Origin of the sequence: Pseudomonas guariconensis (assembly GCF_024127895.1) — a bacterium.
Classification (GTDB): domain Bacteria; phylum Pseudomonadota; class Gammaproteobacteria; order Pseudomonadales; family Pseudomonadaceae; genus Aquipseudomonas; species Aquipseudomonas guariconensis_B.
Window position 1 is genome coordinate 1 of the sequence record NZ_JAMYBK010000023.1, and the last position, 24,363, is coordinate 24,363.

The window sequence follows — 24,363 nt, forward strand, 5'->3', positions numbered from 1 at the left end:
TCAATTTGCGATTCTGTACGGAGACCGGTTCATCAGGCCGACCTGGTGAGAATCAGGGCCTGCCTGACGGCAGGCCGTTACCGGCCCGCACACAAAAAATCTGACAGTCCCATCTGGGGCGCGAAGCGGCCCCAATGGGCCGGTCCAGACACCCGGCGACCTGAAGGCAACCTCTTGCTGTAATGTCTGGCAACCCTTTGGTAACTGCTTCCCTGTGCAACCGGGCGTATCCTCGGCCGCCACTGCAACCGGCCAGGGAGGCCTCCCATGCGTCACTGGATACTCGCCAGCCTGCTCGCGCTGGCTACCCTGCCAGCCACGGCAGCCGATCTGATCGGCTTCTGGAACAGCCCTCGCCATGGCGGCAACAGCTTCAACCGCCTGCCCCCTGACCAAGCCTATTTCGAAGCCCTGCGCGGCTACGGCGCTACCTGGGTGCGGCTGTCCTACGACAAGTGGCGGCCCGAGAAACGCGATTTCCTGCTGGGCAACGCCGATGCCTACCAGGGCCTCGCGGCAGCCGACCTGGCCCAGCTCAGGGCTGTCCTGGACCGCGCCCACGCCGCAGGCCTCAAGGTCGTGATCGCGCCCCTCTCGCTGCCCGGCATGCGCTGGTCGCAAAACAACGAAGGCCAGTTCGACGATCGCCTCTGGCAGGACAAAGGCTATTGGACCCAAGCCGCCAACTTCTGGCGTGACCTGGCCCAGGCACTCGGCGACCACCCGGCCATCGCCGCCTACAACCTGGTCAACGAGCCGGCACCGGAAAAGCAGGGCGGCCTGCCCGAGCATGCCGATCCGCTGCGCATGAAGCAGTGGTACCAGCAGGTGCAGGGAGGCGCGCGCGACCTGCCTGCCCTCTATCGGCAACTGATCGCAGCGATCCGCGAAGTCGATGCCACTACCCCGATCATGGTCGACGCCGGCTGGTACGCCGCGGCCGATGCGTTCAGCTATTGGCCGGCCCCCCTGGCGGACGAGCGCGTGCTGTACAGCCTGCACATGTACGAACCCTACTCGGCCACCAGTGCGCCGAACATGGCCCGCCAAGCGCCCATCGCCTACCCAGGGCCCGCGCCCTTTGCGGGGCGCTCCGAGCCATGGGGGGCGAGGCGGGTGGCGCAGTACCTGCAGCAGCCGCTCGACTGGATGGCCACGATGAAACTGCCACGTTCGCGCCTGGTGGTTGGCGAGTTCGGTTGCATGCGCCGCCTGCCTGGTTGTCGGCAGTACCTGGAGGATGTACTCAGCGTGCTGGACCGTCAGCAGGTGCACTGGGCCTTCTACAGTTTCCGCGAAGACAGCTGGGATGGCATGGACTACGAACTGGGTTCGGCCAAGGTGCCCTGGCGCTATTGGCAGGCGATCGAACAGGACGCGCCGGATCCGCTGCCGCGCAAGGCCACGGCTGAATTCGAGCCGATCCGCAGCCGCTTGGCCCGCTGATCGAGATGTGAAATGTCTTGCAACATTCAATGTGCGGGTATATACACGCATTCATGTTGACCAGCGAATGCCTCTGTACCCACCTGCGTCGTGCCGCCCGCGGGGTGAGCCGGCACTATGACGAAGCCCTTGTCGGTTTCGGCATCAATGTCGCCCAGTTTTCCCTGCTTCGCCACCTGCAGCGGCTCGACCGCCCCAGCATCACGTCCCTGGCCGAAGCCATGGGGCTGGATCGCAGCACCCTGGGCCGCAACCTGCGGGTGCTGGAAGCCGAAGGTCTGGTTGCCCTGGCCGAGGGGGACGACCAGCGCAATCGCCTGGTGCTGTTGACCGAGGCGGGCAAGGCGCGGCTGCAGGCGGCCCATCCGGCCTGGGAGCGGGCCCAGCGGCAACTGGTCGAGCGGTTGGGGGAAGGGCAACGGGACGCACTGGTGCGGTTGCTGGAGCGCCTGGCCTGATTCACACACCAGAAGCGGGCAGCTACCCGCCTCAACCTTGCGATGCGCAGGAGAACGACAATGACTTCGGTATGGCGAACCAGCGGATGGATTCTACTGGGGGCGGCGTTGATCCTGGCGCTGTCGCTGGGCGTGCGGCACGGTTTTGGCCTGTTCCTGGCGCCAATGAGCGCCGATTTCGGTTGGGGGCGCGAGGTGTTCGCCTTCGCCATCGCCCTGCAGAACCTGATCTGGGGGCTGGCCCAGCCTTTCGCCGGTGCCCTGGCGGACCGCCTGGGCGCGGCGCGGGTGGTGATCATCGGCGGCATCCTCTATGCCGCGGGCCTGATGCTGATGGGCATGGCCGACTCGGCCTGGTCGCTGTCGCTGAGCGCCGGCTTGTTGATCGGCATCGGGCTTTCGGGAACGTCCTTCTCGGTGATCCTCGGCGTGGTGGGGCGTGCCGTACCGGCGGAAAAGCGCAGCGTGGCCATGGGTATCGCCAGCGCGGCCGGCTCCTTCGGTCAGTTCGCCATGCTGCCCGGCACCCTGGGGCTGATCCAGTGGCTGGGCTGGTCGGCGGCATTGCTGGTACTGGGCCTGCTGGTGGCCCTGATCATCCCGCTGGTAGGGATGTTGCGGGATCGCCCGCTGCCCAGCCTCGGCGCCGAGCAGACCCTCGGCCAGGCCTTGCGCGAGGCCTGCTCGCACAGCGGTTTCTGGCTGCTGGCCCTGGGCTTCTTCGTCTGTGGTTTCCAGGTGGTATTCATCGGGGTGCACCTGCCGGCCTACCTGGTGGATCAGCACCTGCCGGCCAGTACCGGCACCACCGTGCTGGCGCTGGTCGGGCTGTTCAATATCGTCGGTACCTACACCGCAGGCTGGCTGGGTGGGCGCATGTCCAAGCCGCGCCTGCTCAGCGCGCTGTACCTGCTGCGTGCTCTGGTGATCGTGCTGTTTCTGTGGGCGCCGGTGACCGAGGTCAGTGCCTACCTGTTCGGCATCGCCATGGGGCTGTTGTGGCTGTCCACGGTACCGTTGACCAATGGCACCGTGGCCACGGTGTTCGGCGTGCGCAACTTGTCCATGCTCGGCGGCATCGTCTTCCTGTTCCACCAGTTGGGCGCTTTCCTGGGGGGATGGCTGGGCGGCGTGGTGTATGACCAGTCCGGCAGCTACGAGCTGGTCTGGCAGATCTCGATCCTGCTCAGCCTGCTGGCGGCCGCGCTCAACTGGCCGGTGCGCGAGCGGCCCGTCGCGCGCTTGCAGGTGCAGGCCGCATGAACCGCTACCTGGCCCGCATCCTCTTGGTGGCGGGTGCGGCAGTGCTCCTGGCGCTGGTGTGGTGGGGCTGGCAACTGGGCGGGTTGCGGTTGATGCAGCTGGGCATGAGCGTTTGTTAGGCGCTACCCTGCAAGTTCAAGGATCGCCTTGCAGGAGAACAACGATGATGCGTGTACGCTGGCTGACGATACCCGCGCTGGCCCTGGCCACCTTTTCTTCCAGTTGGGCAGCGGATTGCCCGGCACTGCTGCAGGGTAGCCTGCCCGAGTTGCGTGGCAAGGAGCAGGTCGACCTGTGCCAGCGTTTCGCAGGCAAGCCGCTGGTGGTGGTGAATACCGCCAGTTATTGCGGCTTCGCCCCGCAGTTCGAAGGGTTGGAGGCGGTCTACAAGGAATACCACGAGCAGGGCCTGGAAATGCTCGGCGTGCCGTCGAACGACTTCAAGCAGGAGGACGCCGACAGCGAGAAGACCGCCAAGGTCTGCTATGCCAACTACGGTGTGACCTTCACCATGACCAAGGCCCAGGCGGTGCGTGGCAAGGATGCGGTGCCGCTGTTCGGTGAGTTGGCGCGCCAGAGCAGTGCGCCGAAGTGGAATTTCTACAAGTACGTGGTAGACCGCCGCGGCAAGGTGATCGCCAATTTCTCCAGCCTGACCAAACCTGACGACCCGGCGTTCAGGACGGCTATCGAAAAGGCGATCGCTTCCCAACCCTGAGTGCCCGGCCTGGCGAGCGTCGCTGCCTTTCTCGGGCTGGGTCGAAGCGGTGCTAATACCTGGGGCCGCTTCGCGCCCCGTCGCTGGCAAGCTCCCACAGTGGGGCCCATGCAGAGGACTCTGTGGGGATCACCCAGCCCTTCGGGCTGCGCTGTCGCGTAGAGAACATGCGGTTGACGCAGGCCCCTGTGGGAGCGGGCTTGCCCGCGAAGGGCCGCAGAGCGGCCCCATGGCCTGAAGAAGCCTACGTCTCTTGCAAGGCCCCGGCGACTCAGAAGCGGTAGGTGAGGGACGCGCCGATACCGTGGGCGCTGTTCTCGTACTTGGCTTGGTAGGAGCCCTTGGTCGCGCTGACCTGGTTGACCTTGGTGTCTTCCTCCCACAGGTAGGAGTACGCCACGTCGATGGTCATGTCGTCGGTCGGGCTCCAGCCGGCGCCGAGGCTCAGCACCTTGCGATCGCCAGTCGGGATGCGCGGCGAACGGTCGTGGTTGTTGGTCGGCGACTGGTCCACGGTGAAGCCGGCACGCAGGATCCACTCCTTGTTCACCTTGTAGGACGCGCCGATGGCGTGTGCCCAGGTGTCATGCCAGTTCTGCTCCTCGCTGATGGTCTGGAACGGCGAACCGACCAGTGCCGGCGGCACATCGTTCTGCACGGTGATGTCTTCCAGGCGGCTCCAGCGGGTCCAGGTGCTGCCCGCGTAGAGGGTCCACTGGTCGTCCAGCTCGTGGGTGATCGACAGGTCGACGGACTCCGGCGTCTTGATCTTCAGGCTGGCGTCGAACTTGCTGCCGTCGTAGGGGCCGATCAGCGGGGTGCTGACGCGGGTCTTGCCCTCGAGCTTGTAGTCGACCATGGAGTGGTAGGTCAGGCCGACGCGGGTGCGGTCGGTGGCCTGGACCAGGATGCCGATGTTGTAGCCGACTGCGGTATCGTCGCCCTTGATCTTCACTTCGCCATCGTTGCTGCCCGGGGTGAACGGGTTGATCAGGCTGGAGCCCAGCTCGCCCTTGATGCGGTTGAAGGTCGGGCCGAAACCGATCGAGACCTTGTCGTTGAAGGCATAGCTGACGGTTGGCTGGAAGGTGATGACCTCGACGTGGCTCTTCTTGCCCCAGTAGCGGGCGGCGTCGTCGCTGCCGTAGTCGGTGACCAGGCCGAACGGTACGTAGACGCCGAAACCGACGCTCCAGTGCTCATCGATTGGCTTGACGTAGTAGCCCATGGGTACGCCGACGGTCGGGACCATGTCGCCGTCGGTCTCTCCCCCCAGGTTGCTGCCTGGGCCCGAGATGTCGGACTTGGCGATGACGGCGGCGCCGCCCACGGTGATTTGCTCGCGCTTGAGGCGCGACATGCCGGCAGGGTTGCCAAAGACGGTGCTGGCATCTTCGGCAGAGGAAGAACGACCCGCGAAACCTGTACCCATGCCGCTGACGCTTTGCTCGTTGAGGGCGAAACCACTGGCGAGCAACTGGCTGGAAGCGAGGGCAACGGCAACGCCGAGGGAGGTTTTGAGCATTGCTTTTTTCATTATTGTGAAACTCCTTGGGATCTCCGGGGCGAAAAGCTACCAACAAATCACGTGCTGCGCCATAGGCTCGATCGCAGGAGTTAGAGCGGTTTTGTAGGACAATCCGACCAAAATTCCGTTTTTTCCGGTTTTAGCGTAGGACGTTTCTCAAGATGCCTGCGACATCATCGGCTCGACGCACAGATGCCAGGCTTGGGTGAAGTCGCGCAGGCGCCCCGGGGGGTGGAAGACCTGCCGCCAGATACGCGCCAACCCCAACAGGTCGTCGGCGGCGGGCAAGGGCGTGGCCTGTTCTTCGATGAGCATCCAGGCGATGGCGGTGGAGTAGCGCAGGTTGACCGCCAACTCCAGGTGCGGCCCGCGCAGGAAGGCGTGCTGGCTGGCCAGGCCACGGACCAGGCTGGCCAGGTCAGGGTCGCGGGCGAGGAAATCGTCCCACAGCGCCTGGTGACGCGTTTCGCCGATCCGGTAGAGACCATGCCCGCGCCGGTCGTGCAACGCCGAGCCGAGCGCCGATTGGCTGGCGGCGACGCCCAACAGCAGGGCCTCGGCGCTTTCGCAATGGCGGTCCAGGTAGACCAGGGTCGGCCGGATCACATACTGACACAACTCTTTCGCTGCGATACCCATGATGCCCTCGAACGATAAAGGCCGACGGGCACTGGAGCTTGGCAGCTGGTGGATTGATCAGGCCCGCCGGAAGCGGCTCGCACCGCTCGAGTTGAAGTGTAGTGTGATAATCATGGTGTAAAGGGCTGTTTTTAAATCGATTGCTGCCTGTCGTCCGGTGCTATATGCCCTACGGCAATTACGCCAAGAACGATCAGGCAGCGCAGTGGCGGGGATCGATCGCCTGAATGGGCGGGCATTCGCCGCTCATGCGGCCAGCGACTGGCGGGTTCGCTCGATCACTGCCTGCAGCGGTTCGCCGCGGCCGTATTGCTCTGGGTACAGGCGCTCGGTGTGGCACGCGACGCCATGTTCGTCGACCAGGGTGAAGCTGAAGCTGCCCTTGCGTGGGGCGACGATCAGGCACTTCAGTGGGGCGAAGGCCTGGGAAAGGGTGCCGATGGCAGCCTGGATCTGATGGTGCGTATTCATATTGTTGGATGTTCCTGCTTTAAACACGGGTTTCGATCCGTGCATCTTAGAAACGTTCCAGTGACGTCATTATTAAGGGACGCAGAACCTGACTGGAACAGGGCAGCCAGGGAGGCGCAATAAAAAGTGGGCGCTGGGCTGACTGGTAGGTACGTCAAAAGGCGGGCAAGCACACCAGGGCCAAGGTTCGTTGCCTCTGGGTGAAGATCCCGATCAATCTGTGCGTGATTCGTGCTAGGGCAGGTAGGGCTGCCGAGTGAACCATCGAATGGGCCGGTCCGTTTTCAGCATCGCCCGGAGGATCGAGCCGATGACTGAAGGGCGCTTGTGGCCAGAATTGACTTTCAGCTGGGTACTAACAGGGCGGCACCATACAGGAAGCACGCAGCAGGTGCAAGCCTTTGTTCGTTTCGCCAGGCGAGCCGAACAGTATGGCCTTTCTTGCTCAGTCTGTGAAGTAGGGCAAACGGATCATACGCGGCGGGATGATGCCATTTCGTGCATTCAAATGGAGGGATTCGGTGCACTTGTACACACTTGGTGCACGACTTGTAACGGCCCCGCAACATGTCTCGGCGGGCTCGCCAATGCCTTGACTGCACGCTTAAGTCAATGAAAAAAAACACTAATTTTTACTGGTGAAAAAATCGTCAGTTTGACTGAAACCCCCGTTTCATCGGGGTTTGAGGACTTGTTGAGGGGGTTGTCCACCGAGTTATCCACAGGATCTGTGGATTGTCCCGAGCGCTTGCTCTAGGACGGGCGTGCCAGCTCTTTTTCGAACTGTCCGACAATCGTCAACCCGGGATGATGGCAGGGACCACCCAATCGAAAACGTCAAGAAAAGATCATCGAATTTTTTTTTCGCCTGCGTGGCGATCGATCAGGCCATCGGCGAAAAAATGGAGTAGAGTGGCGCGCCTCTCGAGTTGCCTTCGCTGTTTGGTCATGAAGTTTCGCGGTAAATACCTCGCAAGCCCCGCTGCAACCCCGTCGGTGCCATCCCCCAAGCGTTTTTCCCTGAAAGTGGCCCTCTGGCTGCTCGATAGCCCGCGCCTGGGTGACAAGCCCAGCGTCAAGCACCTGGCCGGTCGTCTGCTCAAGCAGCCGGCGCGCCAGGGCGTGGTGGTCGCCCAGAGCCGCCTGGGGCAGATGCTCTGCCGGGACTGCGGTAACGCCCGTGACCGCCGCATCGGCCATGAGCTGCTGCGCCAGGCCGCACGGGCCGGCGACCGGCGGGCGCAGGTGGAGTATGCCCGCCTGTGCCAGCACAGTGAGCCGGAGCAGGCCCGCTACTGGCTGGAGTTGGCGGCAGGGCAGGGGTCGCAGGAGGCGCGGCGGTTGCTTGGGCAGTTGCGCTCGAGTTGATACCTGGGGCGGCACGACCACCCCGGGCCTCACCTGTTAAGCTGCGCGCAGCATTGTCGAACATCGATCGGAGTAGCTATGGCAGTGGATCTTGCCAGTATCCTGCTGGGCATCGTGGCAGCAGCGGTTCCATGCCTGGCCTGGGCGTTGCAGGTGCAGCGACGGCTGTCGGCCCGGCAATCGGAACTGGCCCTGGTGCAAGAGCGTCTCACCGGTGCGCAACTGGCCCAGGAAGGCCTGCAGGCCCAGCTGGAGGCCTGCCGCGACGAGATCAGCGACCTGAGCGAGGCCAACGTGGCCAAGCAGACCACCCTGGCCGCCCAGGCCCGGGAACTGGAACTGCTGCAGATCGAGCGTGACAACGCCCGCGACGCCGCCCATGCCTGGCAACTGGAACGTGTCGGCCGCGAGGCCGAGCTGCGGCGCCTGGAGGCCCAGGTCGCGCGCCTGGAGGCCGAGTTGCGTGAGCAGCAGGAAAGCCACCAGCAACGCCTGGAAGACCTGCAGGAAGCCCGCGACACCTTGCGCGCGCAGTTCGCCGAGATGGCCACGAAGATCTTCGATGAGCGCGAGCAGCGTTTCGCCCAGACCAGCCAGCAGCACCTGGGGCAGTTGCTCGACCCGCTCAAGGAGCGCATCCAGGCCTTCGAGAAGCGCGTGGAGGAGAGCTACCAGCAGGAGGCCCGCGAGCGTTTTTCCCTGGCCAAGGAGCTCGAGCGCCTGCAGCAGCTCAACCTGCGCCTGTCCAACGAAGCCACCAACCTGACCCAGGCGCTCAAGGGCCAGAAGACCCAGGGCAACTGGGGCGAGCTGATCCTCGAACGGGTGCTGGAGCATGCCGGCCTGGAAAAGGGCCGCGAATACCTGACCCAGGTCAGCCTCAAGAGCGCCGAGGGCGAGCGCTACCAGCCCGATGTACTGATCATGCTGCCCGGCGACAAGCAGGTGGTGGTCGATGCCAAGGTCAGCCTCACCGCCTACCAGCAATTCGTCGGCGACGACGACGCCGAGCGCGCCCAGGCTGCGCTGAAGCAGCACGTGCAGTCCCTGCGCAGCCACGTCAAAGGGCTCTCCAGCAAGGACTACAACCGCCTGGAGGGCTTGCACAGCCTGGATTTCGTCCTGCTCTTCGTGCCCATCGAGGCGGCCTTCTCGGCGGCCCTGCAGGCCGAGCCCAACCTGTTCCAGGAGGCCTTCGACCGGCAGATCGTGATCGTCAGCCCCACCACCCTGCTGGCCACCCTGCGGGTGATCGACAGCCTGTGGAAGCAGGAGCGCCAGGGCCAGAACGCCCGGGAGATCGCCGAGCGTGCCGGGTGGCTGTACGACAAGTTCGTGTTGTTCATCCAGGACCTGGACGAGCTGGGCAGCCGCCTGCAGCAGGTGGACAAGGCCTATGCCGCGGCGCGCAACAAACTCTGCGAAGGGCGTGGCAACCTGGTCAGCCGCAGCGAGCAGCTCAAGCTGCTCGGCGCCCGGGCCAGCAAGAGCCTGCCGGCCGACTTGCTCGAACGCGCGCTGTCCGACGACGCGGTGCCTGACGAGGCGCTCACTGAACCAGGCTCAGATGCCGATTGAGCAGGGCGCGCAGGGCCGCTGGCTTGACCGGCTTGGCCAGGTAGTCGAGGCCGGCGGCATGGACCATGGCGATGGTCTCGTTGCGTCCGTCGGCGCTGATCACCACGCCCGGTACCGGTTCGCCCAGGCGGGTGCGTAGCCAGGCCATCAGCTCGGTCCCCGTCTCGCCATCGTCCAGGTGGTAGTCCACCAGCGCCAGGTGCGGGCGCATGCCCTTGGCCAGCAGGGCTTCGCATTCGGCGCGGCTGCGCGCGGTCCACACCTGGCAACCCCAGCGGCTGAGCAGGCTGTTCATGCCGACCAGGATGCTGTCTTCGTTGTCGACGCACAGCACCTGCAGCCCGGCCAGCGGTTGGCCAGCCTGTGGCTCCGGTGGCGCGCTGGGCGCCGCGACGGCGGCCTTGGCGATCGGCACGCCGACCCGGAACACGCTGCCCTTGCCTGGCCAGGAGCGCACCTGAAGCGGATGGCCGAGCACCCGGCACAAGCCGTCGGCGATCGCCAGGCCCAGGCCCAGGCCTTTTTCGGCGCGCGTCTGGTGGCTGTCCAGGCGCTTGAACTCCTGGAAGATCACCTGCAGCTTGTCGTCGGCGATGCCTGGGCCTCGGTCCCAGACTTCCAGCCACAGGCGCCCGCCCTGGCGGCGCACGCCAAGCAGCAGTGGGCTCTTGCCATAGCGCAGGGCGTTGGTCAGGAAGTTCTGCAGCACCCGCCGCAACAGTTTCATGTCGCTGTCGACCCGCAGGCGACTGCCGCGCAGGCGGAACTCCAGGCCCTTTTCCGCAGCCAGCAGCTTGAACTCGGCACCGAGGGTGTCGAACAGCTCGTTGAGGGCGAAGGGCTTGATGTCGGGGGTGATCCTGCCGTTTTCCAGACGCGAGATGTCCAGCAGGTCGCTGATCAGTTCCTCGGCCGAGCGCAGCGAGCTGTCCATGTGCTGCACCAACTGCCGGGCTTCCTCGGACATGCCCTCGGCCTGCTGCGACAGGGCGGCGGAGAACAGCCGCGCGGCATTGAGCGGTTGCATCAGGTCGTGGCTGACCGCGGCCAGGAAGCGGGTCTTGGACTGGCTGACCGCCTCGGCATGGCTCTTGGCCTCGGACAGCGCCTGGTTGAGCTGGGACAGCTCATGGGTGCGCTCGGCGACCCGCTGCTCCAGGCCCTCGTTGGCGTCCTTGAGCGCCTGCTCGGCCTCGCGGAACGGGGTGATGTCGGTGAAGCTCATGACGAAGCCGCCGCCAGGCATGGGGTTGCCGATCAGCTCGATCACCCGGCCGTTGGGGAACAGCCGCTCGGAGGTATGGGCACGGCCCTGGCGCATCCAGTGCAGGCGCCGGGCCACATGGACCTGGGCCTCGCCGGGGCCGCACAGGCCACGTTCGGCGTTGTAGCGGATGATGTCGGCAATTGGCCGGCCCACGCTGATCAGCCCGTCGGGGTAGTTGAACAGCTCCAGGTAGCGCCGGTTCCAGGCCACCAGGTGCAGGTTCTGGTCCACCACGCTGATGCCCTGGTTGATGTTCTCGATCGCCCCCTGCAGCAGGGCGCGGTTGAACTGCAGCACCTCGCTGGCCTCGTCGGCGATGCGCACCACGTCCTCGAGCTGCATGTCGCGGCCTTCGATGGCGGCCTTGACCACCGCACGGGTCGAGGAGGTGCCGAGCACGCCGGCCAGCAGGCGCTCGGTGTGTTCGATCCAGTCGCCGTCGGCGTTCTGGTTGGGGTTGAAGCCCTTGCCCTGGCGGTAGGCGAAGCGGATGAAGCTCTGCCGCGCGCGTTCCTCGCCGACGAAGCGTGCCGCCAGCTTGAGCAGGTCGTCGATCTGCACCGCCAGCAGCGACCGGCTGTTGGGGCGGGTGGTCTGCTGGCCGATGAAGCGCCCGGCCTGCCAGTGTTCCGAGACCCGGGTGCGGGAGAAGATCGAGACCCAGGCGAACAGCACGAAGTTGCCCGCCAGCGACAGCACCACGCCCTGGGTCAGCGGGGTGATCGGCAGGTTCAACGGGTTGCCGTGCAGCCAGGCAAGGCCAGGGAACAATTGCAGCGACCAGCCCAGGCTGTGCGCGGCGATCGGCAGCACCAGGGTGTAGAACCACAGGAAGATCCCGGCCGCCAGGCCCGCGAACACGCCGCGCCGGTTGGCCTGTTTCCAGTACAGTGCGCCGAGCATGGCCGGGGTCAGCTGGGTCACTGCGGCGAAGGCGATCTGGCCGATGGTCGCCAGGCTCGCGGTGGAACCGAGCAGGCGGTAGCTGACGTAGGCGAGCAGAAGGATGACCACGATGGTCACTCGGCGGACCGAGAGCATCCAGTGGCGGAACGCCTCGAACGGCCGTTCGGCGTTCTTGCGGCGCAGCAGCCAGGGCAGCAGCATGTCGTTGGACACCATGGTCGACAGCGCCACGGCCTCGACGATGACCATGCCGGTGGCGGCCGAGGCGCCGCCGATGAAGGCCAGCAGGGCCAGGCTCGGGTGGGCTTCGGCCAGGGGCAGGCTGATGACGAAGGAGTCGGAGATCACCGTGCCCGGCAGCAGCATCTGCCCAGCCAGGGCGATCGGCACCACGAACAGCGCGGCCAGGGCCAGGTACAGGGGGAAGACCCAGCGCGCCATGCGCATGTCCTGGGGCTCGATGTTCTCCACCACGGTGACGTGGAACTGTCGCGGCAGGCAGATGATCGCCATCATCGCCACGGTCGTCTGCACCACCATCGAGGGCCAGTTGATGGTCTCCTGCCAATAGCTTTCCAGGTGCGTCGACTGGCGCGCCTGCTCGAACAGGTCGTCGAAGCCGTCGTACAGGTTGAACACCACGAAGGCGCCCACGGCGAGGAATGCCAGCAGCTTGACCAGCGATTCGAAGGCGATCGCCAGGACCATGCCGCGGTGGTGCTCGGTGACATCCAGGCTGCGGGTCCCGAAGACGATGGAGAACAGCGCCAGCACCAGCGACACCACCAGCGCGGTGTCCTGCACGCGGGTGCCGGTGGCATCGGCGCTGGCGCCGATCAGCAGGTTGACGCCGAGCACGATGCCCTTGAGCTGCAGGGCGATGTAGGGCAGCACGCCCACCAGGCAGATCAGCGCCACCACCACGGCCAGGGTCTGCGACTTGCCATAGCGCGCGGCGATGAAGTCGGCGATCGAGGTGATGTTCTGCTGCTTGCTGATCAGCACCATCTTTTGCAGCACCCAGGGGGCGAAGATCAGCAGCAGCACCGGCCCCAGGTAGATCGGCAGGAACGCCCACAGCTGTTCGGCGGCCTGGCCGACCGCGCCGAAGAAGGTCCAACTGGTGCAGTACACCGCCAGCGACAGGCTGTACACCCAGGCACGCAGGCGCGGCGGCAGCGGGGTGCTGCGGCGGTCGCCGTAGAAGGCGATGGCGAACATGATGGCCATATAGGCCAGGGCGACCACGGCGATCAGCCCGCTGGACAACGACATGCAAACTCCGGAGCAAAGAATAGAACGCGGTCCCGATCAATCAGTCTGGCATGGCGCCTGGCGTTCGTCAGCGCAGACGATGGTCGCAGTGGCAGGACGTCGCAGCCCTTGCTGCTCAGCATAAGGGCGAGGGCGGGGTTTGTCGTGCGTCTTTGTGGTGCTCAAGCTCGATGCCGGTCATTCGAGTGGCAGCGGGGCTGCTGTGCAGCCATCGTCGGGGGGACGTGGTGCTCCTTCGGCATCTGCTTGGCAGAGGATTCTGTGGGTGCGGCTTGCCAATGGCCGGCTTTCCCATGCAGATTTGTGGCTCTGTGCGGCCTGCGGGCCTCCAATGACAAAAGCCCCCAGGAACAAGGACGATGAGTCACCCCTCGCAATTCACCTTGCTCGGCAAGCGGCGTTTCCTGCCGTTCTTCATCACCCAGTCGCTGGGTGCCTTCAACGACAACCTGTTCAAGCAGTCGTTGATCCTGGCGATCCTCTACAAGCTCAGCCTGGAAGGCGACCGCTCGATCTGGGTCAACCTCTGCGCCTTGCTGTTCATCCTGCCGTTCTTCCTGTTCTCGGCCCTGGCCGGGCAGTTCGGCGAGAAGTTCGCCAAGGACGCGCTGATCCGCGCGATCAAGCTGGCCGAGATCGTCATCATGGCCATCGGCGCCACGGGCTTCGTCACCCACCACCTGGAGCTGATGCTGCTGGCGCTGTTCGCCATGGGCACCCATTCGGCGCTGTTCGGCCCGGTGAAATACTCGATCCTGCCCCAGGCCCTGCGCGAGGAGGAACTGGTGGGCGGCAACGGCCTGGTGGAAATGGGGACCTTCCTGGCGATCCTCGCCGGGACCATCGGCGCGGGGGTGATGATGTCGTCCACCCACTACGCCACGGTGGCGGCGGGGGGCGTGGTGGGCACCGCGGTGCTCGGCTACCTGGCCAGTCGCTGGATCCCTCGGGCCGCGGCAGCGGCCCCGCAGATGAAGCTGGACTGGAACATCTTCCGCCAGTCCTGGGCCACCCTGCGCCTGGGCCTGGGGCAGACGCCGGCGGTTTCGCGCTCGATCGTCGGCAACTCGTGGTTCTGGTTCGTCGGGGCCATCTACCTGACCCAGATCCCGGCCTATTCCAAGGACTGGCTGCACGGCGACGAAACCGTGGTGACCCTGGTGCTGACGCTGTTCTCGGTGGGCATCGCGGCGGGCTCGCTGCTGTGCGAACGGCTCAGCGGCCGCAAGGTGGAGATCGGCCTGGTGCCGTTCGGCTCGTTCGGCCTGACCCTGTTCGGCCTGCTCTGGTGGTGGCACTCCGGCGACGTGCCAGCCGGCGAGGCGCCGCATGACTGGCTGGCCCTGCTGGGCATGGGCCAGGCCTGGTGGATCCTGGTGTCGATCGTAGGCCTGGGGGTATTCGGCGGTTTCTACATCGTGCCGCTGTATGCCCTGATCCAGGCGCGTACCCCCGAGGACCAGCGGGCGCGGGTGATCGCCGCCAACAACATTCTCAATGCCCTGTTCATGGTGGTCTCGGCGATCCTCACCATCGTCCTGCTGAGCCTGGCGCAACTGAGCATCCCGCAGTTGTTCCTGGTGGTGTCGCTGCTCAACATCGCGGTCAACGCCTATATCTTCCGCATCGTCCCTGAGTTCACCATGCGCTTCATGATCTGGCTGCTCAGCCATTCCATGTACCGGGTCGAGCATCGGGACCTGGAGCGTATTCCCGACGAGGGGCCAGCGTTGCTGGTGTGCAACCATGTGTCCTTCGTCGATGCGCTGCTGATCGGGGGGGCGATCCGCCGACCGGTGCGTTTCGTCATGTACTACAAGATCTACGACCTGCCGCTGCTCAACTTCGTGTTCCGCACCGCCGGGGCGATTCCCATCGCTGGCCGCAGCGAGGACGAAGCCACCTACGAGCGGGCCTTCGCGCGTATCGCCCAGTACTTGGCCGCGGGTGAAGTGGTGTGCATCTTCCCGGAAGGCAAGTTGACCTCCGATGGCGAGATCGACGTGTTCAAGGGGGGCGTCAACCGCATCCTCCAGGAAACCCCGGTACCGGTGATTCCCCTGGCGTTGCAGGGCTTGTGGGGCAGTTTCTTCAGCCGCGATCCGGCCAAGGGCTTTTTCCGGCGCCTGTGGTCGCGGGTGACCCTCGTGGCTGGCGCCGCCATCCCGGTGGAGGCGGCGCAGCCAGAGGTGCTGCGCGAGAAGGTCATGGCCTTGCGCGGCGACCAGCGTTGAGGGAAGGGGCGTGGGTCAGCCGGTGCTGACCTTCAGGCCGACCAGGCCGGCGACGATCAGGGCCACGCTGGCCAGGCGCACCAGGGCCATGGATTCGCCGAACAGGATGATCCCGGCGATCACCGTGCCGACGGCGCCGACGCCGGTCCAGATGGCATAGGCGGTACCCAGTGGCAGTTCCTTCATGGCCAGGCCCAGTAGACCCAGGCTCACGGCCATGGCGGCGACGGTCAGTACGGTGGGCAGGGGACGGGTGAAACCGTCGGTGTACTTCAGGCCTACGGCCCAGCCGACTTCGAACAGACCGGCGAAGAACAGGATGATCCAGGACATGGGAGCCTCCATCGTTTTCAAGGATGGGGCCGTCCCCGGAATGGTCACGCGGTGCGTCGTGAGGTCGTCCTCACAGTGCGCACTATAGTGCACATTTGCCATGGGTAGGGCAAGTCGGGCGGATCTGCGGTGCCTGTTCCGGCACAGTGGAGAACACCAGACGTGTGGATCAGGCTGCCGCGAACAGGCCGGTGCCGTCAGCCCATCAATGCCTGGCCGGCTCGGCCTCTACAGGAGCGCCGGGCTCTTCCATCCGGCGGAACCAGGTCGACAGCACCGCCCCGGAGATGTTGTGCCACACGCTGAACAGCGCACTGGGCACCGCTGCCAGCGGCGAGAAGTGCGCCGCCGCCAGTGCCGCGCCCAGCCCGGAGTTCTGCATGCCCACTTCCAGCGCCAGCGACTTGCGCTGGGCCAGCGGCAGCTTGCACAACTTGCCGGTCAGGTAGCCGAGCAGGAAGCCGAAACTGTTGTGCAATATCACCACGGCCATGATCAGCAGGCCCGACTCGGCGATCTTCGCCTGGCTGGCCGCGACCACCGCGCAGACGATCATGACGATGCTCACCACCGACACCAGCGGCAGCACCTGCACCGCCAGTTGCACCCGCGCGCCCAGTACCCGCTGGGCCAGCACGCCGAGGACGATCGGCAGCATCACCAACTGCAGGATCGACCAGAACATGTCCATGAAGGACACCGGCAGCCAGGCCGAGGCCAGGAACCAGATCAGCGCCGGGGTCAGCAGCGGTGCCAGCAGTGTGGTCACCGCGGCAATGGCCACTGCCAGGGCCAGGTCGCCCTTCGACAGCCAGACCATCACGTTCGAGGCCGTGCCGCTCGGGCAGCAGCCGACCAGGATCACCCCCACGGCGATCTCCGCTGGCAGGTGGAACAGCTGGCACAGCAACCAGGCCATGCCCGGCATGATCACGAAGTGCGCCACCACCCCCAGCGCCACCCGCCAGGGCTGGCGGGCGAGGGCGGCGAAGTCGTCGAGCTTGAGGGTCAGGCCCATGCCGAACATCACCAGGCCCAGCAGCGGCACGATGGCCACCTTCAGGGCGATGAACCACTGGGGTTGAAGGAAGGCCAGACAGGCGAACACCAGCACCCACAGGGCGAACGTGTTGCCGACGAAGCGGCTGAAGGCGGCCAGGGCACGCATGGGGGAAATCTCCGGTTTCAGCTTCAAGCTTCAAGCTTCAAGCTGCAAGTAAAAGCGGGACGGTGTGGCCGTTCGATTCCGCATGTTCTCGAAGCTCTGTGCTTTCGCTTTGGCTTTTTCTTGCAGCTTGCAGCTGCCGTCAAACCCCTTGGGGAATCTCTTCGCCGCCCAGGGCCTCGAACAGCGCCGGGAGGAACTCGGTGAAGGTCATCATCATCAGGGTGAAGCTGGCATCGAACTGCTGCTGGGCCTCTTCGCCGCCATCCTGCTCGGCCTGCTCCTGCAGCAGCTCCTCGAACTTCAGGCGCTTGATCACGGTCTTGTCGTCCAGCACGAACGACAGCTTGTCCTGCCAGGCCAGGGCCAACTGGGTGACCACCTTGCCAGTGCCCAGGTGCAGCTGGATCTCCTCGCTGGCCAGGTCCTGGCGCTTGCAGCGCACGATGCCGCCGTCTTCATGGGTGTCGCGCAGCTCGCACTCGTCCAGGACGAAGAAGTCCGCAGCCGGCGCCTGGGACTTGACCCAGTCGGTCATGGTCGCGCTCGGGGCGGTTTTCACGGTGACCGGGCGCACCGGCAGCGAGCCCATGACCTCGCGCAGGGTCGAGAGCAGGTCTTCGGCGCGCTTGGCGCTGGCCGAGTTGACCAGGATCAGGCCCAGGCGCGGGGCGATGGCGGCGAAGATCATCGAGCGACGGATGAAAGCGCGGGGCAGGAAGCTTTGGATGATGTCATCCTTGATCTGGTCGCGTTCCTTCTTGTAGACCTTGCGCATCTGCTCGGTCTCGATCTCCTCGACTTTTTCCTTGACCGCATCGTTGACCACGCTGCTGGGCAGGATGCGTTCCTCCTTGCGTGCGGCGATCAGCAGGAAGTCACCGCTGACGTGTACCAGCGGCGCGTCCTCGCCCTTGCCGAACGGGGCGACGAAACCATAGGTGGTCAGCTCCTGGCTGGCGCAGGGGCGGGCCGGCTTGCTGGCCAGGGCGGCTTCCAGTGCTTCGGGCTCGAACGGGACATCCTGGGTCAGGCGGTAGGTCAGCAGGTTCTTGAACCACATGAGGGGGAATCTCTCCTTAATGCATAAGGCGGGCATTATTCTCCGAGTGACGGTTTGCGACCACCCCTGTCAGAGGGCCAGCAGCCATTAATCGCCAGGAAAAGGGCAGTGATGCTAGGTCTTTGAAAGGCTTCAAAAAAAATTTGAAAAAAGTGCTTGCCAGGGTGGCGGGTCATCCGTAGAATGCGCGCCACACCGAGACGAAGGGTGGTTAGCTCAGCCGGGAGAGCATCTGCCTTACAAGCAGAGGGTCGGCGGTTCGATCCCGTCACCACCCACCAATCTCGATGTATAGCGCAGCGGTAGTTCAGTCGGTTAGAATACCGGCCTGTCACGCCGGGGGTCGCGGGTTCGAGTCCCGTCCGCTGCGCCATATTCCAGCTTCCAGGGCCCACTGAACACCCGGAAGCCACAAAGAAAGCGACCTTGAGGTCGCTTTTTTTGTTTATGGCATTGCGTCAGAATCCTTCCTGTCCGCCGGATGCGGCCAGCAGGTCGCGTTCCGGTTCTTCACCGCGAGCACGAGACCGACCATGCAGGATGCCAGTACCTCTCCATCCCCCGCGCAGCCAACCCCGCTCCTGGGCATCGACCTGGGCACCACCAATAGCCTCATCGCCGTCTGGCAGGATGGCCAGGCACGCTTGATCGCCAATGCCCTGGGCGATGTACTGACGCCGTCGGTGGTCAGCGTCGACGACGATGGCAGCATCCTGGTGGGCAAGGCCGCCCGTGCGCGCTTGACCACCCACCCGCAGCGCACCGCTGCGGCCTTCAAGCGTTTCATGGGCAGTGACAAGCGTTTCGAGCTGGGCGAGCACCGCTTCAGCCCCGAGGAGCTCTCCGCCCTGGTGCTGGGCGCGTTGAAGCAGGATGCCGAGGCCTACCTCGGCTGCCAGGTGAGCGAGGCGGTGATCTCGGTGCCGGCCTATTTCAGCGACGAGCAGCGCAAGCGCACGGTGTTCGCCGCGGAGCTGGCGGGGCTGAAGGTACAGCGGCTGATCAACGAACCGACCGCCGCGGCCATGGCCTATGGCCTGCATGAACAGGCATTCGAGCGCACGCTGGTATTCGACCTGGGCGGCGGCACCTTCGATGTCACCGTACTGGAGTACGCCCTGCCGCTGATCGAGGTGCATGCCTCCACCGGCGACAACTACCTGGGCGGAGAGGATTTTACCGACGCCTTGCTGGCCGCCTGCCTGCACGACTGGGGCCTCGAGGCCGAGGGCCTGGAACCCCAGGCGCTGGCCAGCCTGCATGACGCCATCGAGCAGTTCAAGCATGACCTGGGCGAGGGCAAGCGCACCCTGGGCTGGAATGGCGATGGCCAACTGCGCGAGTGGACGCTCGACGAGACGCGCCTGCAGTCGATCTGGGCACCGTTGCTGGCCCGGGTGCGAGCGCCCATCGAACAGGCTCTGCGCGATGCCCGCCTGAGCCCGCGCGAGCTGGACAGCCTGGTGCTGGTCGGCGGTGCCACGCGCATGCCGCAGATCCAGCAACTGGTGGCCAAGCTGTTCGGCCGTCTGCCGTACCGTCATCTCGACCCGGACACCATCGTCGCCCTCGGCGCTGCCAGCCAGGCCGCCTGCAAGGCCCGTGACCAGGCCATCGACGAGCTGATTCTCACCGACGTCTGCCCCTATACCCTGGGCGTGGCGTCCCAGCGTGGCGAGGAGGTGTCCGGCGCCTTTTCGCCGATCATCGAGCGCAACACGGTCATCCCCACCTCCAAGGTGCAGCGCTTCTACAGCAGTCATCCGCAGCAGAAAAGCGTGCGCATCGACGTGTACCAGGGCGAGCGCCCCTGGGTGCGCGACAACATCCTGGTAGACAGTTTCGAGATTCCCTTGCAGCAGACCGGGCAGGTGCAGTCGCTGGACGTGCGCTTCAGCTACGACATCAATGGCCTGCTGGAGGTGGACGTGACCTTCCTGGAAACGGGCCAGAAGCACAGCCACAGCATCGACCGCAGCCCCACTGGCCTTGACGCCGAGGCCCGCCAGGCCAGCCATGAGCGCCTGGCGCGGTTGAAGATCCACCCCCGCGACGCCTTGCCCAACCGCACCCTGCTGGCGCGCCTGGAGCGGGCCTGGATGCAGAGCCTGGGCGACGAGCGCGAGTTGATCGGCAGTTGGCTGGATGCCTTCAATGCGGTGCTGGCCAGCCAGCAGGCTGGCGAGATCAACCGGCAGCGCCAGCAGTTGAGCCAGGCGCTGGACGATCTGCGTTACTGAAAGCCAAGGCCCAGGGATCAATGCCGGTCGGTCAAGGGGGGCTGGGGCTGCAAAGCAGCCCCGGGGGCGGTGAAGAACGCAGACCTAGCGCCGCAACGCCGCTTGCAGCCCGTACTGCAGAACATCCTGCCTACTCGCGGTGATGCCATAGCGGTTAGGCAACGGATCACCTCCAAGACCGAGCAGCACCAGCACGGCGAACGGCAACAACCGGCTGACCCCCATCAGCACCAGCAGCGACGGTACGCCACGCCCCATGTCGCGCAGGCGGCGCAGGCAGGCGCTGATCAGCACCAGGGCGATCACCGGCAGCACCGCGGGCTGCGTGGTATAGAAGGGGGCCGCCAACAGGCACAGCAGCAATTGCAGGGCAAAGTTGCTGCGATCCAGGCGGCTGCGCAGTTTCCATAGCTCCCAGGCCGGTGTCGGGGGCGTCTGCGCGAACTTGAACAACAGGCGCTCGCTCCACGACAGCAGGGCGGTGAGGGCACAACGCAGGCCGAGATCGAGGTTCGGATCGTCCTTGCCCCGTTGCAATGCCCGCAGGGTACGGTGGCGTGGAATGCCATCCAGGCCTTGCCCTGCCAGGCTGCGCAGGCTGTTCAGGGCGCTGCGCAACAGGTCGTATTCCAAGCCCAGGCCAAGCGCCCTGGCATCCCGCGCAGACAACACGGGCGTGCCCTTGACCAGGCTGTCGCGAAAGCGCAGCGCCAACTCGCTGCCCGCATCCAGGCCTTCGAGCCGTTCCAGCATGCGCTGGCGTTGCGCCCTGTCCAGGCTGGGGTCGTGGTAGAGCACGGCGTACAACAGCATCTGGTGGAGCCGATGCCCGTCAAGCAGCGGTGTGCAGTGTTCCAGGCAGGCATGCAGTTGCAGGTTGCTCGGCAGCCTGTCGCTGGCCAGCGCCTGGTGCAGGTCGAGCAGGCGTGCGCTGACGATGCGCTGCAGTGGATCATGGCCGTCCAGCCAACCGAGCAGGTGGTCGGTTTCGTCCTGGCGCTGCAGGTGCAGGAGCAGGTCGTGCAAGGCGGCGCAGGGGTGCCCGGCGGGAAACGCCAGCTGCGTGAGCAGTGTCGGCGAAACCAGCGCCAGCCAGCGGGCAGGGTCGAGCACCAGGGCGAGCATGAACAGGTTCTGCCGGTGCCAGCCCCACAAGGCCTCGTCGTCGTCGGGCGGCGCCGGCAGCAGCGCCTGCTCGGTCAGCAACGCCTGCACATCCATGGCGAAGGGGGCGGTGAACATGCGTTGCATCTGGAAGTGGTCGTTGAGCCGCTGCAGGGCGATGGCCGAGTAGGGGCGCATGCGCCGCAGCCATTCGCGGCACACCGGGTGAATGTCGACCTCGTCGAGCGCCTCGGGCAGCATGGGCGCCGGGTCGTCGCTGGCGCAGGCGCGCACCAGGGCCTGCACCACCGGCGAGTGCTCGAGCCAGTGCAACTGTTGTTCGGCCTGGCGCTGGAAGCCTTCCAGGATCAAGGCATCGAGGGCATCTTCGCCGACAGGCTCGGCGAGGACCTGCCGCAGCAGGCCGGCCTCTCCCCGCTGCAAGGCCCAGGCATGCCGGTACAGGCGGTGCAGCGCGTGGTCCTGCTGGTCCTCCAGCAGCCAGGCGAGCAGTGGCAGTTCGTCGTCGCCATCCAGGCGCCACTCGACGAAGCGGCCGGCGATGCCGTCCAGTTCCAGGCGTGCGGCTTGTGACCAGCGCGCCAGGGTCTGCGGGCTTTGCGCCGGGCTGCCCCAGGCCTGCGCCGGATCGGCCAGGTAGTCGGGCCAGGTAGTGGGCCTGGCCTGTCGGTCGAAGGCCTGGATCAGCAGGGGCAGGCGCTGGGGCTGGAGCCGGGTGCACAGGTCGAGCAGCCAGCGTTCGGCCTCGGGGTGCGCCTGCTCGCGCCACAGCCGCAGCCAGCAGTCCAGGGCCTGCTCCTGCGCGCCGAGGGCATCGGCCTGGCGCGCCAGCAGGTAGAGCAGGTCGGGATCGTCCGGGGCCAGGCGCTGCCGTTCCAGCAGGAGCCCATGCAAGGTGCGGCTGGCGATCCCGGCCTGGCTGAATTGCACCAGCAGGCGCTGCACCAGGGCTTCATCGTCAGGGATCGCCAGGCAGGTATGCAGGCTGGCGAACTGCTCGTACTCGAACAGTGGACGGTTCTGGTAGCAGTACTCCAGGCTGCGGAAGTACCACAGCGTTTCCAACTGCGCGGTGGGAGGCCAGTCGCGCATCAGGCCGGTGTCGAACGGGTCTGGCTCTTCCAGGCGTTGCAGCAGGGCCTCCACCTCTTGCGGGTTGGGCAGGCGCAGCACCTGCTCGGCCCAGCCCAGGCGCCGGGCCAGCAGGTTGGCGCAGCGGTGGCCGAGCGGCCCGCAGTTGGGCAGTAGCGCCAGCAATTGCCGGCCGAGGTCTTCCAGCGTCTCCAGCGGCAACTCGTCGAGTTCGGCGATGTAGCGCTGCCAAGCCTGGGGATCGAAGCGTTGGGTGGGCTCCTCCAGCAAGCGGTGAAAGGCCGCCAGCGCCGGATGGCGTTGCGTATCGTCGTGGTCTGGCGCTCGTTCCTCCAGGCTCGACGCTGCGCCTTCGCGGGCCAGGCGCAGGGCTTGCTCATAGGCTGCGCGCAGGGCCTGGAAGCCCTCCGGGTCGGATTCCGGGTGGTGCGCCGGCAACTGGCGGCGGTAGGCCTGGCGGATGGCGTCCAGGTCGTGGGTCGGCTCCAGGCCCAGGTGAATCCAGCAACTCATGACCAGCAGCCCTCTTCCAGCGAGGCGGGGCGTTGCGGTTCGGGCAGCGGCAGGTCCCAGGGCAGGCTGCGCAGCAGGCTGCTGGCGCCGAGCCGCAGGTTGAGCACGATGCAACGGTTCCAGTGCTCGCTGCCTTGGCGCTCGAGGTCGGCGGCGAGGCTTTCGTCGCTGCTCTGCGAGACATTCCACAAGGCCTTGCCGAACAGGTAGCCGGCCAGGTAACTGTCCCAGCGGTTGTAGTAGTGGCGCGCGCGCAGGGCCAGGCGATGGTGCAGGTAGAGGCTCTCGTCGCGGCTGACCAGGCCCTTCTTCACCCCGGCGCGCAGCAAGAAACCCATGCGCCCCAGGTCCCAGGCACGGGTACCGCCGGGGCCGCAATCGGGGAAGGTGCGCGCGGCATATTCGAACTTGATGCGTTCGCGCAGCGGCAGGCCGTCGAGCAAGCTGCGCCATTGGCTGGGCAGGCAGCGCTGGAATTGCCAGTAGGCTTCGCTCAGCTCCGTGGCGTGGCCGTTGTCGGCCATGTGCAGGGTGTCCAGCAGTTGGCTGCGGTCGTTGATGCCCCAGCCGCGTTCCAGGTCGGTCTGGTCTTCGCCTTCGAAGTACTCGGCGGCGGTATAGCTGGCGCCGTTGAGGGCGGCCATGGGCGCCGAGAGGGCATGCAGCCAGCGCTGTGCGTGTTCATCCATGAGCGGGCTCCTGATCAGACGACGTCCTGGCGCAAGGCCCGTTCCTCTTCACGCAGGGTGAGCACCTCGAAGCCTTGGCCCGTGACCGCCACGGTATGCTCCCACTGCGCCGACAGGGCGCGGTCGCGGGTGATCACCGTCCAGCCATCGCGCAGGGTGCGTGTGCCGCGCCCGCCCTGGTTGATCATCGGTTCGATGGTGAAGACCATGCCAGGCTTGAGTTTCATGCCCATGCCCCGTTGGCCCACGTGCAGCACCTCGGGTGCCTCGTGCATCTGCCGGCCGATGCCATGCCCGCAGTATTCGCGCACGACGCTGTAGCCGGCGGCTTCGGCATGGGCCTGGATGGCATGGCCGATATCGCCGAGGGTGGCGCCCGGACGGACCTGCTCGATGCCCTTCCACAGCGCCGCGTAGGTGGTGTCCACCAGGCGCCGGGCCTCGTCGCTGACCGGGCCGAGGCAGTACATCTTCGACGAGTCGGCGATGTAGCCGCCCTGTTCCAGGGTGATGTCGACGTTGACGATCGAGCCTTCCCCTAGCACCTCGTCGGCATTCGGCACGCCGTGGCAGACCACGTGGTCCACGGAGGTGTTGAGGGCGTAGGGGAAACCGTACTGGCCCTTGCTCGCCGGGCGTGCCTTGAGCGTTTCGACGATGAACGCCTCGGCGCGGTCGTTGATCTGCAGGGTGGTCACCCCGGGACGGATGAAGCCGTCGAGGTGGGCGAAAACCTGAGCCAGCAGTTGCCCGGCGCGGCGCATCAGGTCGAGTTGGGCGGGGGTCTTGAGGATCACCTGGGACATGGGGGCAGGGGCGGATCTCGATCGATAGGGGTGTTCAGGATATCCCCATGAGGATCGCAGGTGCCACCGCTTGGTGCGCGGGTCACCAGGATGGTGCGGTATCGGGGTTTCCATAGGCGAGTGCTGGGGCGCGAAACGGCCCCAAAGCACGCTTCACAGCCTCGCCCTCCCACTGGCCCGCCTTTT

Annotated in this window: 19 protein-coding genes and 2 tRNA genes; 11 read left to right on the forward strand and 10 right to left on the reverse strand. The window is 65.7% G+C overall.

All coding sequences use genetic code 11. From position 1 onward, the window contains the following. The first annotated feature begins 267 nt into the window (after positions 1 to 267). From NJF35_RS19785 to NJF35_RS19800, 5 genes are read left to right on the forward strand one after another with little or no spacing between them, the layout of a single operon-like run. The gene (locus NJF35_RS19785; protein WP_225788292.1) at positions 268 to 1,446 is read left to right on the forward strand and encodes a glycoside hydrolase family 5 protein; all 1,179 of its coding nucleotides are present in this window, start codon (positions 268 to 270) and stop codon (positions 1,444 to 1,446) included. Positions 1,447 to 1,499: 53 nt separating this feature from the next. Next, positions 1,500 to 1,904, forward strand: coding sequence for a MarR family winged helix-turn-helix transcriptional regulator (locus NJF35_RS19790; protein ID WP_225788291.1), 405 nt, complete (start codon positions 1,500 to 1,502; stop codon positions 1,902 to 1,904). A 60-nt stretch (positions 1,905 to 1,964) separates the two neighbouring features. Then, on the forward strand, positions 1,965 to 3,167 hold the full coding sequence (locus NJF35_RS19795) for an MFS transporter (RefSeq protein ID WP_225788290.1): 1,203 nt from the start codon (positions 1,965 to 1,967) through the stop codon (positions 3,165 to 3,167). Next, on the forward strand, positions 3,164 to 3,286 hold the full coding sequence (locus tag NJF35_RS24700; protein ID WP_262923706.1) for a hypothetical protein: 123 nt from the start codon (positions 3,164 to 3,166) through the stop codon (positions 3,284 to 3,286). Before NJF35_RS19795 ends, NJF35_RS24700 begins: the two co-directional genes overlap by 4 nt. Positions 3,287 to 3,333: 47 nt before the next feature. Next, a complete protein-coding gene (locus NJF35_RS19800) occupies positions 3,334 to 3,885 on the forward strand; it encodes a glutathione peroxidase (protein WP_225788357.1) in 552 nt (183 codons plus the stop codon). A 271-nt stretch (positions 3,886 to 4,156) separates the two neighbouring features. Here NJF35_RS19800 and NJF35_RS19805 read toward each other — a convergent pair whose 3' ends face one another. The 3 genes from NJF35_RS19805 to NJF35_RS19815 form a co-directional block, all read right to left on the reverse strand. Beyond that, positions 4,157 to 5,422, reverse strand: a complete 1,266-nt coding sequence (locus NJF35_RS19805; RefSeq protein WP_225788289.1) for an OmpP1/FadL family transporter — start codon at positions 5,420 to 5,422, stop codon at positions 4,157 to 4,159. A 147-nt stretch (positions 5,423 to 5,569) separates the two neighbouring features. Then, the gene (locus NJF35_RS19810) at positions 5,570 to 6,052 is read right to left on the reverse strand and encodes a hypothetical protein (RefSeq protein ID WP_225788288.1); all 483 of its coding nucleotides are present in this window, start codon (positions 6,050 to 6,052) and stop codon (positions 5,570 to 5,572) included. 246 nt (positions 6,053 to 6,298) lie between these two features. Beyond that, on the reverse strand, positions 6,299 to 6,523 hold the full coding sequence (locus NJF35_RS19815) for a hypothetical protein (RefSeq protein ID WP_225788287.1): 225 nt from the start codon (positions 6,521 to 6,523) through the stop codon (positions 6,299 to 6,301). Positions 6,524 to 7,471: 948 nt separating this feature from the next. Here NJF35_RS19815 and NJF35_RS19820 point away from each other — a divergent pair. Next, a complete protein-coding gene (locus NJF35_RS19820) occupies positions 7,472 to 7,891 on the forward strand; it encodes a tetratricopeptide repeat protein (protein ID WP_225788286.1) in 420 nt (139 codons plus the stop codon). A gap of 192 nt (positions 7,892 to 8,083) precedes the next feature. Beyond that, entirely contained in the window at positions 8,084 to 9,469 is a 1,386-nt protein-coding gene (gene rmuC, locus NJF35_RS19825) for a DNA recombination protein RmuC (RefSeq protein WP_225788356.1), read from the forward strand. Here the strand turns inward: rmuC and NJF35_RS19830 are convergent. Beyond that, complete coding sequence (locus tag NJF35_RS19830; RefSeq protein ID WP_253091400.1) at positions 9,441 to 12,917, reverse strand: PAS domain-containing hybrid sensor histidine kinase/response regulator; 3,477 nt, start codon at positions 12,915 to 12,917, stop codon at positions 9,441 to 9,443. The two genes, rmuC and NJF35_RS19830, sit on opposite strands and share 29 nt — an antisense overlap. Before the next feature lie 359 nt (positions 12,918 to 13,276). Between NJF35_RS19830 and NJF35_RS19835 the strand changes: the two genes are divergently transcribed. Continuing rightward, entirely contained in the window at positions 13,277 to 15,151 is a 1,875-nt protein-coding gene (locus tag NJF35_RS19835) for an MFS transporter (protein ID WP_225788284.1), read from the forward strand. A 15-nt stretch (positions 15,152 to 15,166) separates the two neighbouring features. Here NJF35_RS19835 and sugE read toward each other — a convergent pair whose 3' ends face one another. The 3 genes from sugE to rdgC form a co-directional block, all read right to left on the reverse strand. Further along, complete coding sequence (gene sugE / locus NJF35_RS19840; RefSeq protein WP_225788283.1) at positions 15,167 to 15,484, reverse strand: quaternary ammonium compound efflux SMR transporter SugE; 318 nt, start codon at positions 15,482 to 15,484, stop codon at positions 15,167 to 15,169. 205 nt (positions 15,485 to 15,689) lie between these two features. Beyond that, positions 15,690 to 16,652: a bile acid:sodium symporter family protein gene (locus tag NJF35_RS19845; RefSeq protein ID WP_225788282.1), complete on the reverse strand. Its 963-nt coding sequence runs from the start codon at positions 16,650 to 16,652 to the stop codon at positions 15,690 to 15,692. A 139-nt stretch (positions 16,653 to 16,791) separates the two neighbouring features. Next, positions 16,792 to 17,712 (reverse strand): recombination-associated protein RdgC, encoded by a 921-nt coding sequence (gene rdgC, locus NJF35_RS19850; RefSeq protein ID WP_225788281.1) that lies wholly within the window; start codon positions 17,710 to 17,712, stop codon positions 16,792 to 16,794. 205 nt (positions 17,713 to 17,917) lie between these two features. Here rdgC and NJF35_RS19855 point away from each other — a divergent pair. From NJF35_RS19855 to NJF35_RS19865, 3 genes are all read left to right on the forward strand, one after another. After that, positions 17,918 to 17,993 (forward strand) — tRNA-Val (locus NJF35_RS19855). Between the two features lie 15 nt (positions 17,994 to 18,008). Continuing rightward, positions 18,009 to 18,085: transfer RNA gene (locus NJF35_RS19860), tRNA-Asp, on the forward strand. 160 nt (positions 18,086 to 18,245) lie between these two features. After that, positions 18,246 to 19,952, forward strand: coding sequence for a molecular chaperone HscC (locus NJF35_RS19865; protein ID WP_253091401.1), 1,707 nt, complete (start codon positions 18,246 to 18,248; stop codon positions 19,950 to 19,952). An 84-nt stretch (positions 19,953 to 20,036) separates the two neighbouring features. Here the strand turns inward: NJF35_RS19865 and NJF35_RS19870 are convergent, their stop codons facing one another. Genes NJF35_RS19870 through map form a run of 3 tightly spaced genes read right to left on the reverse strand, consistent with a single transcriptional unit; the run spans position 20,037 to position 24,177 of the window. Next, positions 20,037 to 22,682, reverse strand: coding sequence for a molecular chaperone DnaJ (locus NJF35_RS19870; protein WP_253091402.1), 2,646 nt, complete (start codon positions 22,680 to 22,682; stop codon positions 20,037 to 20,039). After that, positions 22,679 to 23,371 (reverse strand): DUF1266 domain-containing protein, encoded by a 693-nt coding sequence (locus NJF35_RS19875; protein ID WP_253081104.1) that lies wholly within the window; start codon positions 23,369 to 23,371, stop codon positions 22,679 to 22,681. Before NJF35_RS19875 ends, NJF35_RS19870 begins: the two co-directional genes overlap by 4 nt. A 14-nt stretch (positions 23,372 to 23,385) precedes the next feature. Continuing rightward, on the reverse strand, positions 23,386 to 24,177 hold the full coding sequence (map, locus tag NJF35_RS19880; protein WP_225788277.1) for a type I methionyl aminopeptidase: 792 nt from the start codon (positions 24,175 to 24,177) through the stop codon (positions 23,386 to 23,388). Positions 24,178 to 24,363 lie beyond the last annotated feature (186 nt).